Genomic DNA, 14900 nt, shown 5'->3' with positions numbered 1-14900 from the left:
CCGTGCTGCCGTCCGGTGGCCGGCTCGCCGGCACGTGCTTGGGTTGTCTCTCAGCGGAGTTGAGTTACGAGCTGTAGCAGGAGGCGGTGGGAGAGGCTACGGGGGTGCATCTGGTTTACGGTGCCGGAGACGTAGAGATCCCGTTCCGGGATGTAATAGAGCACGGACCCGAAGGCGCCGGAATGGCCGATCATCTCCGGGGCCGGCGCGAGCGGCGATTGCCAGCGGGGAAGCTTGAACCGCATGATCCCGATTCCGTAGTCGATGGGTTCGAGACGGGAGAAGACCGGGTTCCAGTGCGCGGTCATCTCGGTCAGGTACCGCGCGGGGAACAGTTCGCCCCCCATGAAGGCGCGGAGGAGTCGCAGCTGGTCAGTGGCGGTTGACACCACCGCGCCATCGGGTGCGAATGAGGCGATCGTCTTCGGGATGTGCGGTGGTGTGTCGCCATGCAGGATCGTCGCGACCTCGTCGTACCGATGCACTGTGTGCGGGGTGAACAGCCAGGTGTTGGGCAAGCCGAGCGGCTCGATGATTCGGCTACGGAAGGCATCGTTGAAGCTGCCGGAGGTGGCTACCTCGATGATGCGTCCGAGCAGCTGGTAGTTGGTGTCGCAGTACTGCGCCTTACCCGGTGTCGAGGGGGCGAACTGGCTCGGCATGGCCCTTGCCATCTCGATGTAGTTCTCGAACGTCCAGGCGGCGTCGGCGCGGAGCATGTCACTCAGGAAGGTGCCGCCGTCGGGTCGCTTCTGTTCGAAGTAGTCGGGTATCCCGGATGTCTGCGTCAACAGCTCGCGTACGGTGATCGCCGGACCGTAATCGTGGCCGTCGTGCACGTTCAGGCCGCACATCGTTTCCTCGCCGAGCAGCTCTGCGGCGCGAGTGTCGAGCGTCAGGACTCCCTCGTCGCGAAGTTGCATGATTATCGAGACGGTGTACAGCTTGGTGATGCTGGCGACGAAGTACGGTTGGTCGGTGTCGCCATGGTGCCAGGTGAATCCCGTCGACGGCTGCTCGATTGCGAAGCTCATCGCCGACACCCTCGGCTTGGCGGCGTAGCGTGCCGCGACTCGGTCGAGCTTGGCTGCGACCGGGTGCTGGCTACCAGGTCGGCCGGGCACGGATGGGCTCATGACGCGATCCCATCTAGTTGTTGTTTCGTGGCGTCCAGCCAGTCGAGCTCGGCTCGGGCATGAGCGATGCCGTTGGCGAGCGTGGCCAACCGGAGCACCTGCCCGATCTCAGTGACCTCTGCCGGAACGGCGATCGCCTCCAACGCCGCCAGCTCGTCGCTCACTTCCTGTCGGCGGTTATCCAGCAGTTTTCGCACCTCGTCCGCCGGCATCCTGTCGGCGAAGAACAGTCGCGCCAGGAAGGGCTCGCGCGTCGGCGGTGTCTGCAACGGCGAGGCGAGCCACTTGTCCAGTTCGGCCAATCCGCGGTCGGTCACGCTGTGTAGATGCAGGTTGGGGCGCTCCGCCTGCATCACGGTGCGGCGGGATGCCAGGCCGTCCTCCACCAGGCTGGCCAGCGTCCGGTACACCTGCGACTGATCTGCCGTCCAGAAGTGTCCAACGCTCGTGTCGATGATCTTTTTTAGTTCGTAGCCGCTCATGGGCTGGATTGACAGGAGCCCGAGGATGGCGTGCCGTAGGGACATCGCTAGATGTTAGCGCAGATATATGCGCTGTCCAATAGTTGCATTCGCAAGCGGTTGGGCGCCGTCGGGTGTTAGGAAGGGCCCCTTCCTATACAGAAAGCGATAGGAAGGGGCCCTTCCTAACACCCCAACCTTTGGGCGCTGGACTCTCCCACGATGGGAGGGCCGACGATGAGGGCATGCCCGAGGAGTTCCTGCCCATCGGCCGCTTCGCCCAGATGTGCCGGCTGAGCGTCAAGCAGCTACGGCACTACGACGACGTAGGACTGCTGCCGCCAGCACACATCGACCCGATCACCAGCTATCGGTACTACCGCCGTGACCAGGTACGTGACGCGCTGGCGATCGCCCTGCTCCGTACGCTCGACGTGCCGCTGGCGGCGATCGCGCAGACCCTACGCGGCGACGAGAACGCCCAGACCGCTGCCCTGCGCGCCGAACGGGACCGGCTGGAGGAGCGGTTGGCCCGGCAGCGCAACACCCTGGCGGCACTGGAACGGCTGCTCCGGGACGGCTTGCTTCAGCAGGAGGTCGGCCTGACCAGGGAACCGCCCCGGCGACTACTGGTCGCCCCGACGGTGTGCGCGCCGGACGAGATCGGCGTGGCGATCAGCGGATGCTTCGCGCAGTTGTCGAGTGTATTGCCCGGTTTGCCGTGGACCCCACCGATGTGGGGACTGTTTCCGGTCGACATCGACGGACAGTTGCGTATCGCGGTCGGCGTGGAGACCGCGGCCGATCCGGTGGGCGGGACGACGGTGGAGCACCTGCCCGGGGGACCGGCGGTCGTCGCGACGCACGTCGGAGCGTACGAGCATCTGCCCCTGACCTACCAGGCGATGTTCGCCTGGATCCACGAGCGAGGGCTGCGCCCCCACGGCCCGGTACGTGAGGCGTACCTGACCGATCCGACCACGAGCGATCCGACGCAGTTGGCGACCCGGATCGTCATCCCGATCGAGAAGGAAGACGAATGCTGAGCACGGACTTCAAGAAGGTGCACAAAGATTTGTACGGGGCGACGGGCAATCCGGCCGTGGTGGACGTACCCGCGTTGCAGTTCCTGGCGGTCGACGGCGCTGGAGATCCCGACGGGCCGGTCTGGCAGTCGGCGGTCGAGGCGCTGTATGGCGTCTCGTATTTCGCGCGGTTCGCCTTGAAGAATGCGGGCACCGTGGAGTATTCGGTGATGCCGTTGCAGGGGCTGTGGTGGGCCGAAGGCGGGTGGGACATTACCGAGCGGGATCGGGCCGACTGGCAGTGGACCATGATGATCATGCAGCCGTCGCAGGTCACGGCAGACCTGGTCGCGCAGGGGATCGCCGCGACGGCGAAGAAGAAGCCGTCGGCCGCGGTGGATCGGCTTGAGCTGCGCGAGTTCGCCGAAGGGCCGGCCGCGCAGATTCTGCACATCGGACCGTACGCGGCGGAGCGCCCCACGATCGAACGACTGCTCGCCTTCGTGGCCGAACAGGGCCGGGAGGTCTGCGGCCGGCACCACGAGATTTATCTGTCGAATCCCGGCCGCACCGCACCCGAGAAGCTCAAGACGATCCTCCGCTACCCGGTGACGGTGGCATCGTCGGCATCGGCATCGGCATCGTCGTCGTCAGTGGCAGCGGCGTCGGAGTCGGTGTCGGGATCAGCCTGAGCAGCCTGAAGTTTGGGTGCATCTGTTGCTGCCGGGACAGCGAGGGTTGTTCAGAGACCCGGTCGCCAGCCGGCCGCTCCAGCGCCGTCCGCATCTGCGTCACGACGTACGCCGGCCGATGTCGTACGTCAAAAGCCGTGAACCGGCGAATCCGGTCGCCGGCTATCCAGATCTCGTTCTGCCGGCGCAGGTCCGCTGCCCAGTACCGGGCGTCCAGGTGGTGTGCGCCATCGATCGCGACGTGTAGCCGCCATACCCGCGCCACCGAGTCCTGGGCATCCGCAGGATCACCGTCTCGATCTCGGCCGGCGTCGCCCGACGCTGCTGGCAACCGGCGGCGAGGATCGTCTGCGCCTCGTCGTCGGTACGCGCCCACTGCGGCGCGTCGACCAGCGACCGGGCCATCGTGGTGCGGTCCGGGCGGGCCTGTCCGCTCGTAGTTGGCAGTCCGATTGACTGACTGAAGGGGCCCATACACTCGCCATCATGGCGACGTCACCCGATGTTGTTAGAACACTTGGCAATGAACTGCAGGGGCTCGGCTGGGTCAGTGACTTGATGGTCGCAGGGTCATTGGCCACCGGCGACTACATACCCCTGGTCAGCGACCTCGACCTGGTTGCGCTCGTCGACGGGCCTATCGACATCGGCCGGCAGGACGAGCTTGCGGCCATCCATCGTCACCTCGACAGCGGGGCCGGCGCGGGATTCAAACTCGGCTGCGTATACGTCGACAGCGCGACCATTCCCACATCGAGATGCAGCATCCGACCTGGACTCACGGACAACTCGTGCACCGGATTCTGTCGAGGGTCACAAGATCAGAACTGGTACGACACGGGTACGAGATCTTTGGGCGTTCGCCGCGCGAAGTCTTCCCTGAAGTCTCGGATGACGACATACGAGCAGCGGCCCATGCCGAACTGACCGGCTACTGGGCCTGGGCCGCTCGACGCCCCTGGCTGTGGCTGGACCCCACCATCGCTGACCTTGGTCTTACCTCCATGGCCCGGGGCCGCCATGCACTCGACAACGGCGAACTCCTCACCAAGACGCAAGCCATCGAGCAGGCGCACGCCCCTATCTGGCTGATCGACCAGCTCAGCGCCAGACGGCGAGGTGAAACCATCTCCTCTCCTCGAATACGCACCGCCCTTGTCGCCTGGCGCGACGCCCGCCGAACGGTCGCTCACGCGAAGCGCGCCCACCGAGCCCACCGAGCCCCCTGACTCCGTACCCGCTGGTCAAGTCCGGAAGCCGCTAGACGATCTTCGGCGGCGGTGGCCAGACTCGATGCCATGACCAACAACCAGTCGGAGCAGGCCCTGCTCTTCCGTCAACTGCACGATGACCGTCAACTGCACGATGACCGTCAACTGCACGATGACCGTCAACTGCACGATGACCGTCAACTGCACGATGGCCGCCAACTGCGGGACGGCCGCCAGATCCTGGCGCTGCCCAACGCGTGGGACGTGGCCAGCGCGTGTCTGATCGAGGCGGCTGGGGCGAAGGCGATCGCCACCACCAGCGCGGGTGTCGCATGGAGTCTCGGTGCCGCCGATGGGGACCAGCTCGACCGGGACCGAGCCCTGGACCTTATCGCCCGGATCGTCGCCGCTGTCGACGTACCGGTCACCGCCGACATCGAGAGCGGCTATGCGGAGGATCCGGATGGGGTGGCCGAGACGATCCGGGGAGTACTGGCCGCTGGCGCGGTCGGCGTCAACCTCGAAGACGGCCGGTTCCTGTCCCGTCCGATCGAGGAGCAGACCCAGCGGATCGCCGCCGCCCGGCAGGCAGCCGATGCGGTGGGCGTACCGATGTTCTTGAATGCTCGCGTCGACATCTATCTGGGTCAGTTCGGTGACCCGGCCGACCGGCTCGCGGCCACCATGGAGCGGGCGTCGGCATACCTCGCGGCCGGCGCGGACGGAATTTTCGTACCCGGGGTAGTCGATCCGGAGACCATCTCGGCGCTGGTCAAGGCGGTGCCGGGACCGTTGAACGTGATGGCTGGCCCCGGCGCGCCCACCGTCGGTGAGCTGGCCGAGCTGGGCGTGGCCCGGGTCAGCGTCGGTGTCGGGATCGTGAGTGCGGCGTACGCGTTGGCCCGGCGCAGCGCCGAGGAACTGCTCACCACCGGGAGCTACTCGACGCTCGTCGACGCGGTGGACTACGGCGAACTCAACGCGCTGGTAAGCGGTCGTTCCTGACGCCTGGTGGACGGGGGTTAGTGGTTAGGAAGGGGCCCTTCCTATACAGAAAGCGATAAGAAGGGGCCCTTCCTTACACCTCAGCCGGTGGATTCCACCGCCTCCATGGCCTTGCGGGCGGCGATCAGCACCGGATCCCACACTGGGGCGTACGGCGGTGCGTAGCCGAGATCGAGGCCGCTCATCTCGTCCACCGTCATCCGGTTCCACAGCGCCACGGCCAGCGCGTCGATTCGCTTGGCCGCCTCGGAACGGCCGACGATCTGCGCCCCGAGTAGCCGTCCGCTGCGCCGTTCGGCGAGCAGTTTGACTGTCATCGGGGCGGCTCCCGGGTAGTAGCCGGCCCGGCTGGTCGACTCGACGCGTACGGTGACGAACTCGAAGCCGGCGGCGGTGGCATCCCGTTCCCGCAGGCCGGTACGCGCCACCTCCAGGTCGCACACCTTCGTCACGGCGGTGCCGATCACCCCGGGGAAGGTGGCGTAACCGCCGCCGATGTTGATGCCGGCCACCCGGCCCTGCTTGTTGGCGTGCGTACCGAGCGGGATGTGCACCGACTGGCCGGTGACCCGGTGCAGGGTTTCGACACAGTCGCCGGCCGCCCAGACCCGGTCGACGTCCGGCACCCGCATCCGCTGGTCGACCCGTACCCCGCCGGACATGCCGAGCGGTAGGCCAGCGGCGGCGGCGAGTGCGGTGTTGGGGCGTACGCCGAGGCCGAGGACCACCACGTCGGCCGGGATCTCCCCGGCGTCGGTCAGTACCCCGGTGACCCGCCCGTCCTGCGTGGTCAGGCCGGTGACCGCACATCCGGTACGCACGTCGACGCCCAGCCCGACCAACGCGGCCCGGACCAGTGCGCCCATGTCCGGATCCATCGTGGACATGGGCTGCTCGCTCCGGTCGACCAGGGTGACCGACAGACCGTGGTGGAGCAGTGCTTCGGCCATCTCCACCCCGATGTAGCCGCCGCCGATCACCACCGCCCGCCGGCACCGGCGTGTGCCGTCCAGCCAGTCGAGCAGGGCCGCGCCGTCGTCCAGGGTTTGTACGCCGAAGACGCCACGGGCCGTCGTACGGGTCCAGTCCGGGTGGGTGGGGGTCGCGCCGGTGGCGTACATCAGCAGGTCGAAGGGTTCGCGCACCTCGCCGCCGGAGGCCAGGTCCCGGGCGACGACCTCGCGCCGGTCCAGGTCGATCGTGGTGACCTCGTGTCGCAGCCGTACGTCGATCTGGTGCTTGTCCCGGAACGTCGCCGGGTCGCGGGCGATCAGCTCGTCGCGTTCGGCGACCTGCCCTCCGACCCAGTACGGAATGCCGCAGGCCGAGTACGACGTAAAGTGACCGCGCTCGAACGCGACGATCTCCAGATCGTCCACTTTGCGGCGTCGCCGGGCCTGGGAAGCGGCAGCCATCCCGGCCGCGTCTCCGCCGATCACGATCAACCGTTCCGTCACGGTGACATTCTCCCTCAGGGAGCGGTCAGATCTTGCTAATGCGCATTAGCCAGGGAACTTACCTCCCAACGAACTTGTCGTCCAGCCCTTGACAGCCACCCGGAGCGCGCAGCAGTATCCCTGGATACCAAGCCGGTTATACGTATTAGCGATGCCGACCGAAAGGCTTGACCACCGTGACCCCTGCCTCCCGGCGCGTTACCCAGCGTGACATCGCTCGGCTTGCCGGCGTCAGTCAGGCGACGGTGTCCCTGGTGCTCAACAACCGGGCCGACACCGAGGTGCGGATCGCCCCCGAGACCCGGCAGCGCGTGCTGCGCGCCATCCAGGAGACCGGTTACGTGGCCGACCCGATCGCCCGCCGCCTGGTCTCCCGGTTCAACCGCATCATCGGCGTCTTCACCTACGAACCCGCCTTCCCCAGCGGCAGCCGGGACTTCTTCCACCCATTCCTGGTCGGCATCGAGGAATGCGCCGAACGGGTCGGCTGCGACCTGCTGCTCTTCACCAGCGCCCCGGTGGTCGACGGACGGCGACGGATCTTCCACCAGGACAACCGGCTCCGGCTGGCCGACGGCTGCCTCCTGCTCGGGCGGGAACTCGACGCGGCCGAACTACGCCGGCTCAACGACGACGGCTTTCCGTTCGTGGCGGTCGGTCGACGTGACGACGCCGGTGGGCCGGTGCCGTACGTCGGCGCGGACTACGCCGACGCCGTACGGCAACTCGTCCGACGAGCCCACGGATACGGGCACCGCCGGATGGCGTACCTGCGGATGGGAATGGCCGCCGAGTCGGCCGCCGACCGCCGCGAGGGTTTCGCCGCCGAGATCGGATCAGCAGGCAGCGGCATCGAACTCGGCACCGACGGCCGTACCGCCGACGAACTGCTCGACCAGGTACTCGCCGACGACGCGACCGTCGTCTTCGTCGAGGACTTCGCCGCCATGGTCGAACTTGAGCGGGCCGCCCGTCGACGTGGCCTGGCCGTACCGGGGGACCTGTCGATCCTGGCGCTCGGCGACCCGACGGTCCCGGTGCCCAGCGACGTCGCCTTCACCGGCTTCCTCATCCCGCGCGAGGAGATGGGCCGCCAAGCGGTGGAGGTACTGGTGGCGATGGTCAACGGGGCCACCGTCACCGATGCCAGGGCCACCTCCGCCGATGCCGGAACCGGCACCGGCGGCAGCACCGTGCAGCAGCGGCTCCTGCCCTGCGAACTGGTCGAGGGCAGCACCCTCGGCGCACCTGATCGGACGGTCGGCCGCGGCTGAGCGGCGACCGGACTACTGGAAGGAAGCAAGTGGCACAGATGCGTGCGGACGTCCTCGTCGTCGGCGGTGGCCTCGGCGGGGTCGCGGCGGCCCTGGCGGCGGCGCGGGCCGGTCGGTCGGTCGTACTCACCGAGGAGTTCGACTGGCTCGGCGGGCAGCTCACCAGCCAGGCCGTCCCGCCGGACGAGCACTCCTGGATCGAGCAGTTCGGCGCCACCGCCAGCTACCGGGAGCTGCGCAACGGGATCCGTAACTACTACCGGCGGCACTACCCGCTGACCGCCCGGTCCCGGGGCTGGACCGACCTCAACCCGGGTGCCGGTTGGGTCAGCCGGCTGTGCCATGAGCCCCGGGTCGCGGTCGCGGTACTGGAGGAGATGCTGGCCCCGTACCGGGGGGCCGGGCGGTTGACCGTGCTCCAGCCGTACCGTCCGGTGGCGGCCGAGACCGACGGCGACCGGGTCGTCGGCGTCACCGTCGCCCACCGCGACCGGGACGAGCGGATCGACATCACCGCCCCCTACATCCTGGACGCCACCGAGACCGGCGACCTGCTGCCGCTGACCGGCACCGAGTACGTGACCGGCTTCGAGGCCCAGTCCGAGACCGGCGAGCCCAGCGCGCCGGGCGAGGCACAGCCGATGAACATGCAGGCGGTCTCGGTCTGCTTCGCCCTCGACCACGTCGACGGTGACCACACCATCGACCGGCCGGCCAACTACGACTTCTGGCGTGACTACAAGCCGGACTTCTGGGGCGACCGACTGCTCTCCTGGCGCTCGCCGCACCCGCGCACCCTGGAGATCGTCGAGCGGAGCTTCACCCCGAACCCGGACGACGACCCGCTGAGCGTCAACGCCGACCAGCGGCTCAACCCGGGCGACGGCAACCTGTGGACGTTCCGGCGGATCGCCGCCCGGCGCAACTTCGTCGACGGCGCGTACGCCAGCGACATCACCCTGGTCAACTGGCCGATGATCGACTACTTCGAGGGCCCGGTCATCGACGTACCGAACGCGTCCTGGCACCTCGCCCAGGCCCGGGAACTGTCCTACTCGGTCCTCTACTGGATGCAGACCGAGGCACCCCGCCCCGACGGTGGCACCGGCTTCCCCGGCCTGCGGCTACGTGGCGACGTCACCGGCAGCGCCGACGGACTGGCCCAAGCGCCGTACATCCGCGAGTCGCGGCGCATCCGCGCCGAGTACACGGTGGCGGAACAGGACCTGTCCCTGGCCGTACGCGGTGACCGGGGAGCGGTGAACTACGCCGACTCGATCGGTGTCGGCATGTACCGCATCGACCTGCACCCCTCCACCGGCGGTGACAACTACATCGACGTCGGCTCCTGCCCGTTCGAGATTCCGCTCGGCGCACTCATTCCGAACCGGGTGGAGAACCTGCTGCCGGCGGGCAAGAACATCGGCACCACGCACATCACCAACGGCAGCTACCGGCTGCACCCGGTCGAGTGGAACGTCGGCGAGGTCGCCGGCCTGCTCGCCGACTTCTGCCTGGCGCGGGGCGAGTCGCCGCGCGCGGTCCGCAACACCCCCGCCCTGCTGGCCGAATTCCAGGACCGCATCACCGCAGCCGGCGTCGAACTGCGCTGGCCGCAGATCGCGGGCTACTGACCCAACCACGGGTTACCGACCCGACTGCGGGCAACTGAACACCACACCCCCGAACGAGGAGACATACCGTGAAGATCAGAAAGGGTCTGCGCGTCACCGCTGCCGCGCTGGCCGGCATGGTCGCCCTCGCCGCCTGTGGCGGCGGGGACGACGCCGCCGACAGCGGCCCGGCCACCCTGCGGATGACGGTCTGGACCGCCAACGAGGCGCACCTCAAACTGTTCAACGAGATCGCCGAGGAATACAAGAAGACCCACTCGAACATCGCCGAGATCAAGTTCGATCCGCTGCCGTTCGACAACTACACCACCACGCTGACCACCCAGATCGCCGGCGGCAACGCCCCCGACCTGGCCTGGATCTTCGAGAACTCGGCCCCCGACTTCGTCTCCTCCGGTGCGCTGCTGCCGCTGGACGAGATCCTGAAGAAGACCGAGGGCTACGGGTACGACGACCTGTCGCCGGCCACCCTCAAGCTGTGGCAGGACGGCGGAAAGCTGTACGCGTACCCGTTCTCGACCTCGCCGTTCGGTGTCTTCGTCAACAACGACCTGCTCAAGAAGGCCGGTCAGAAGACCCCGGCCGAGCTGATCGCCGCCGGCCAGTGGAACTGGACCAACGCGCTGGCCGCCGCCTCGGCTGCCAACGCCGCCACCGGCAAGGCCGGCATCGTGATCCGGGACTTCGACTACAAGGGCTGGGACAACCTCTCCACCTACTTCACCGGCTGGGGCGCCCAGGCGTGGAGCGCGGACGGCAAGAGCTGCGGCTTCAACTCCCCGGAGATGGTCGACGCGATGACCACCCTGCACAAGGCGATCTTCGTCGACAAGGCGCTGCCCGGCCCGGGTACGACCGCCGACTTCTTCGCCGGTGAGGCGGCCATGACCGTCACCCAGATCTCCCGCGCATCGCTGCTCAAGGACGACGGGTTCGGCTGGGACCTGGTGCCGTTGCCCGCCGGCCCGAAGGGCAACTACTCGGTGGTTGGCCAGGCCGGCCTCGGGGTGCTGAAGAAGAGCAAGAACGCCCAGGCGGCGGCCGACTTCCTGGCGTACTTCACCAACGCCGCCAACTCGGCGAAGCTTGCCCAGTACTTCCCGCCGCCGCGCCAGTCGCAGCTGACCGCCGAGACGCTGGCCAAGACCAACCCGAAGCTCAAGCCGGAGCAGCTGCAAAAGGTCGTCATCGACGGCATCACCAACGGGGTCGTCAAGCCCAACCACGCCGGCCAGGCCGAACTGAGCCAGCAGGTCCGGGCCAGCCTCGACCCGCTGTGGAAGGCGGACGCCGACGTCAAGGCGGTACTCGACGGCGTCTGCACCAAGATCCAGCCGTTGCTGGCGAAGTAGGGACTCCCCACCATGTCCGAGACGGACACCATGGCGGGCCGGGAATCGGCCCGGCCCGCCACCGGGGGGCGTACCGCCGAACCGGCCGGTCCACGGCGAGCGGGTGACCGCCGCCCATACTGGACCGCCCGACGACGGGACCAACTCACCGGTTACCTGTTCATCACCCCGCAACTGCTGGGCAGCGCGGTCTTCGTGATCCTGCCGCTGATCCTGGTGGTCTGGTACAGCCTGCACGAGTGGAACGTGCTCGCCGGCACCTTCGACTACGTCGGAGCCGAGAACTACCAGGCACTGGCCGACGACACCAACCTGCCGGACGTACTGAAGGCCACCGGACTCTTCTCCATCGGCCTGGTGGTCTTCAACCTCGCCCTGGCGTTGCTACTGGCGGTCCTGCTCAACCAGCGGCTACGCGGCAGCATCGTGTTCCGTACCCTCTTCTTCTCGCCGGTGGTCGTGTCGCTGGTGGCCTGGACCATCGTCTGGAACTTCCTGCTCCAGGACAACGGTGGGATCAACGGGCTGCTCGACACCATCGGCATCGACGGGCCGAACTGGCTGCGCGGCGAGACCAGTGCCATGCTCTCGGTCATCGTCGTACAGGTCTTCAAGAACGTCGGCCTCAACATGGTGCTCTTCCTGGCCGCGCTCCAGGGTGTGCCGGCCGAGCTGTACGAGGCCGCCGAGGTCGACGGCGCGAGTCGGATGCGCCAGTTCTGGCGGATCACCGTGCCGCTGATCAGCCCGACGATCCTGCTCACCTCGATCATCACGGTGGTCGGGTCGTTGCAGGTCTTCGCGCAGATCGCCGTGCTGACCCAGGGCGGACCAGGCACCTCCACCACCGTGCTCGTCTACTACCTCTACCAGCAGGCGTTCCAGTTCCACCACTTCGGCTACGGCGCCACCCTGTCGATCGTGCTCTTCGCCATCGTCCTCGCGCTGACCGTGCTCCAGTGGCAGATGCGCAAGAGGTGGGTCTTCCATGAATCGTGACGTTTCGCGCCGAACCAAGCTCCTGCTCTACGGCGTACTGATGGTCCTGTGCATCCCGTTCATCTTCCCGACCTGGTGGATGGTCACCTCGTCGCTGAAGCCGATCGCCGACATCTTCGCCTTCCCGCCGCAGCTGTGGCCCACCGACATGCAGTTCGACGCGTACCAGCGGGTGTTCGAGTTGCAGCCGTTCGAACGGCAGTACTTCAACAGCCTCTACATCGCGCTGATCGTCACCGTCGGCACGCTGGCGGTCTCGGCCCTGTCCGGGTACGCCTTCGCGCGGATCCGGTTCCGGGGACAGAACGTGCTGTTCCTGGTGGTGCTCGCCGGCCTGCTCATCCCGAGCGAGGTGACGATCGTCCCGCTGTTCCAGATGTTCTTCAAACTGGGACTGGTCGACACCCACTGGCCACTGATCCTGGTGCCGATCCTCGGCGCGCCCAGCGTGCTGGCGACGTTCATCATGCGGCAGTTCTTTATCAGCCTCCCCGGTGAACTGGAGGAGGCAGCCCGGGTGGACGGGCTGGGCCGGTTCGCGACGTTCTGGAAGATCGCCCTGCCGCTGTCCCGCCCGGCGCTGGGCGCGGTCGCCATCTTCACCTTCCTACACAGCTGGAACCTCTACCTCGAACCGATCGTGTTCCTCTCCTCGCCGGAGATGTTCACCCTGCCGCAGGCGTTGACCCAGTTCGTCGACGCGTACGGCGGTCCGATGTGGAACGTGCAGCTGGCTGCCGCGTCGATGACCGCACTGCCCGTACTGGCGGTGTTCGTGGTAGCACAGAAGCAGTTCGTCGAAGGCCTGGCGCACACCGGTCTGAAGGGATGAGCCTGCCGGACCCGCCGCATGTCGGCGATGACGCGCTGCATGTCGGCGTCGACATTGGCGGTACGAAGACCCTCGCCGTGCTGGTGACCCCGGCCGGCGGGGTGCTGGCCCGGAGCGCAGCCGCGACCCCGGCCCAACGGGGCCCGGCAGCGGTGCTGGACACCGCCGCCGGGCTCGTCAGGCAGCTCCTCGCCAGCGCGGCCGACGGTGGCCGGGTACCCGTCACCGTTGGGCTCGGCGGTGACCGTGCTGCGACCGCCGGTGGGCTGGTCACCGTCGGGGTCGGCGCGGCCGGCACCATCGACCCGGACACCGGCACCGTCCGGTACGCCACCAACAGCCTCCCCGGCTGGGCCGGCACCCGGATCACCGCCGAACTCACCGCCCGCCTGGCCGGCACGCTCGACGACCGGGCGCGCCTCGCCCCGGTACGCGTCGACAACGACGTCAATGCCGCCGCGCTCGGCGAGACCTGGGCCGGAGCCGGCCGAGGCCGACGACACCTGCTCCTGGTCGCCGCCGGCACCGGCCTCGGCGGCGGACTGATCCGGGACGGCCAGGTCGAGCATGGTGCCCGAGGCGGGGCCGGTGAACTGGCCCACCTGCCGGTGCCCGGAGCCGAGCGCCTGCGCTGCGGCTGCGGTCGGTACGGTCACCTGGAGGCGATCGCCTCCGGCACCGGGCTCGCGGCCGCGTACGAGTTGGCCACCGGGGAACGGATCGCCGGGCAGTTGGTGGCACAGCGGGCCGCTGTCGGGGACACCACCGCACAGGCGGTGCTCGACCAGGCCGGCGCGGCACTGGGGCGGGCCCTCGCTGGGCTGGTCACCCTGCTCGACCCGCAAGCCGTACTGGTGGCCGGCGGTGCGGGAGACGCGTTGCTCCCGGCCGCTCTGGCCACGTACCCGGTGGAACTTCCCCCGGCCTGGGCCGACGTGCCGCTGCTACCCGCCGCGCTCGGCTCCGACTCGGTCGCTGTCGGCGCGGCCCGACTAGCCATGGAGGACCTGTGACAATCCTGGACGACCTGCGCGGTGGCCTGGTCATCTCCTGCCAGCCGCTGCCCGACGAGCCGGACGACCCGATGCGTGACCCGTACGTGCAGGCGCGGGTGGCCGCCGCTGCGGTACGGGGTGGCGCGGTGGCGATCCGGGCGAACGGGTTGGCTGACATCGCGGCCATTCGAGCCACTGTGGACGTACCCGTGATCGGATTGGTGAAGCAGGGCAGCGAGGGTGTCTTCATCACCCCCACCGCGACACACGCCGTCGACGCGGCGCTCGCCGGGGCACACATCGTCGCCATCGACGCCACCGGCCGCCCCCGGCCGGACGGGCGCAGCTTCGCCGACACCGTCCAGGCGGTACGCGAATGCAGCCGCGCCCTGGTGCTCGCCGACATCTCGACCGAGCAGGAAGCGGTGGCGGCCGTCGAGGCGGGAGCCGACGCGGTGGCCACCACCCTGTCCGGCTACACCCCGGCCAGCCCGCCGACCGACGGACCCGACCTGGACCTGCTGGCCCGCCTGACCAAGCTGCTGTCGGTGCCGGTGATCGCCGAAGGGCGCTACCGGAACACCGAGCAGATCGGCGAGGCGTTCGCCGCCGGGGCACATGCCGTGGTGATGGGCAACGCCGTCACCTCACCCCTATGGATTACTCGCCGGCTCGTCCCGGCCACCCCCCGAGCCACGGATTGAGTGTTAGGAAGGGCCCCTTCTTATCGCTTTTTGCCTAGGAAGGGGCCCTTCCTAACACCCTCGGCAGGCCGGACGGGTGCGGCGGAGGACTCCCGTCCGGCGGGCACGACGAAATGCGCCCAA

Annotated in this window: 14 protein-coding genes and 1 pseudogene; 11 read left to right on the top strand and 4 right to left on the bottom strand. The window is 68.2% G+C overall.

What is annotated here, in order from left to right; translation table 11 throughout:
* Positions 1 to 50 precede the first annotated feature (50 nt).
* Complete coding sequence (locus tag ACWDV4_RS01690; RefSeq protein ID WP_449974008.1) at positions 51 to 1136, bottom strand: serine hydrolase domain-containing protein; 1086 nt, start codon at positions 1134 to 1136, stop codon at positions 51 to 53.
* Positions 1133 to 1663 carry a PadR family transcriptional regulator gene (locus ACWDV4_RS01685; protein WP_449974007.1) on the bottom strand — a complete coding sequence of 177 codons (531 nt, stop codon included), beginning with the start codon at positions 1661 to 1663 and terminating at the stop codon, positions 1133 to 1135. The genes ACWDV4_RS01690 and ACWDV4_RS01685 overlap by 4 nt, the downstream gene beginning before the upstream one ends.
* 179 nt (positions 1664 to 1842) lie before the next feature.
* On the opposite strand from ACWDV4_RS01685, the gene ACWDV4_RS01680 reads away from it, so the two are divergent.
* Positions 1843 to 2643, top strand: coding sequence for a MerR family transcriptional regulator (locus ACWDV4_RS01680; RefSeq protein WP_449974006.1), 801 nt, complete (start codon positions 1843 to 1845; stop codon positions 2641 to 2643).
* Positions 2637 to 3314, top strand: a complete 678-nt coding sequence (locus ACWDV4_RS01675; protein ID WP_449974005.1) for a GyrI-like domain-containing protein — start codon at positions 2637 to 2639, stop codon at positions 3312 to 3314. Before ACWDV4_RS01680 ends, ACWDV4_RS01675 begins: the two co-directional genes overlap by 7 nt.
* A 162-nt stretch (positions 3315 to 3476) precedes the next feature.
* On the opposite strand, the gene ACWDV4_RS01670 is transcribed toward ACWDV4_RS01675, so the two are convergent.
* Positions 3477 to 3788, bottom strand: a complete 312-nt coding sequence (locus tag ACWDV4_RS01670; protein WP_449974003.1) for a hypothetical protein — start codon at positions 3786 to 3788, stop codon at positions 3477 to 3479.
* 12 nt (positions 3789 to 3800) lie between these two features.
* On the opposite strand from ACWDV4_RS01670, the pseudogene ACWDV4_RS01665 reads away from it, so the two are divergent.
* Positions 3801 to 4543: pseudogene (locus tag ACWDV4_RS01665) on the top strand (hypothetical protein).
* A 69-nt stretch (positions 4544 to 4612) separates the two neighbouring features.
* Positions 4613 to 5530: an isocitrate lyase/PEP mutase family protein gene (locus ACWDV4_RS01660; RefSeq protein WP_449974002.1), complete on the top strand. Its 918-nt coding sequence runs from the start codon at positions 4613 to 4615 to the stop codon at positions 5528 to 5530.
* Between the two features lie 80 nt (positions 5531 to 5610).
* Here ACWDV4_RS01660 and ACWDV4_RS01655 read toward each other — a convergent pair whose 3' ends face one another.
* Entirely contained in the window at positions 5611 to 6987 is a 1377-nt protein-coding gene (locus ACWDV4_RS01655) for an FAD-dependent oxidoreductase (RefSeq protein ID WP_449974000.1), read from the bottom strand.
* A 176-nt stretch (positions 6988 to 7163) separates the two neighbouring features.
* Here ACWDV4_RS01655 and ACWDV4_RS01650 point away from each other — a divergent pair, with 176 nt between their 5' ends.
* The 7 genes from ACWDV4_RS01650 (at position 7164) to ACWDV4_RS01620 (ending at position 14777) form a co-directional block, all read left to right on the top strand.
* Positions 7164 to 8261 carry a LacI family DNA-binding transcriptional regulator gene (locus tag ACWDV4_RS01650; protein WP_449973998.1) on the top strand — a complete coding sequence of 366 codons (1098 nt, stop codon included), beginning with the start codon at positions 7164 to 7166 and terminating at the stop codon, positions 8259 to 8261.
* Between the two features lie 38 nt (positions 8262 to 8299).
* Positions 8300 to 9895 carry an FAD-dependent oxidoreductase gene (locus ACWDV4_RS01645; protein WP_449974135.1) on the top strand — a complete coding sequence of 532 codons (1596 nt, stop codon included), beginning with the start codon at positions 8300 to 8302 and terminating at the stop codon, positions 9893 to 9895.
* A 68-nt stretch (positions 9896 to 9963) separates the two neighbouring features.
* Positions 9964 to 11247, top strand: a complete 1284-nt coding sequence (locus ACWDV4_RS01640) for an ABC transporter substrate-binding protein (protein ID WP_449973997.1) — start codon at positions 9964 to 9966, stop codon at positions 11245 to 11247.
* Between the two features lie 12 nt (positions 11248 to 11259).
* On the top strand, positions 11260 to 12246 hold the full coding sequence (locus ACWDV4_RS01635) for a carbohydrate ABC transporter permease (protein ID WP_449973996.1): 987 nt from the start codon (positions 11260 to 11262) through the stop codon (positions 12244 to 12246).
* A complete protein-coding gene (locus ACWDV4_RS01630) occupies positions 12236 to 13078 on the top strand; it encodes a carbohydrate ABC transporter permease (RefSeq protein ID WP_449973995.1) in 843 nt (280 codons plus the stop codon). Before ACWDV4_RS01635 ends, ACWDV4_RS01630 begins: the two co-directional genes overlap by 11 nt.
* Positions 13075 to 14091 carry an ROK family protein gene (locus ACWDV4_RS01625; protein ID WP_449973994.1) on the top strand — a complete coding sequence of 339 codons (1017 nt, stop codon included), beginning with the start codon at positions 13075 to 13077 and terminating at the stop codon, positions 14089 to 14091. The genes ACWDV4_RS01630 and ACWDV4_RS01625 overlap by 4 nt, the downstream gene beginning before the upstream one ends.
* Positions 14088 to 14777, top strand: a complete 690-nt coding sequence (locus tag ACWDV4_RS01620) for an N-acetylmannosamine-6-phosphate 2-epimerase (protein ID WP_449973992.1) — start codon at positions 14088 to 14090, stop codon at positions 14775 to 14777. Before ACWDV4_RS01625 ends, ACWDV4_RS01620 begins: the two co-directional genes overlap by 4 nt.
* The last annotated feature ends 123 nt before the right edge of the window (positions 14778 to 14900 follow it).

This window comes from Micromonospora sp. NPDC003197 (assembly GCF_053590565.1).
This window is presented reverse-complemented; position numbering and strand designations above follow the sequence as displayed.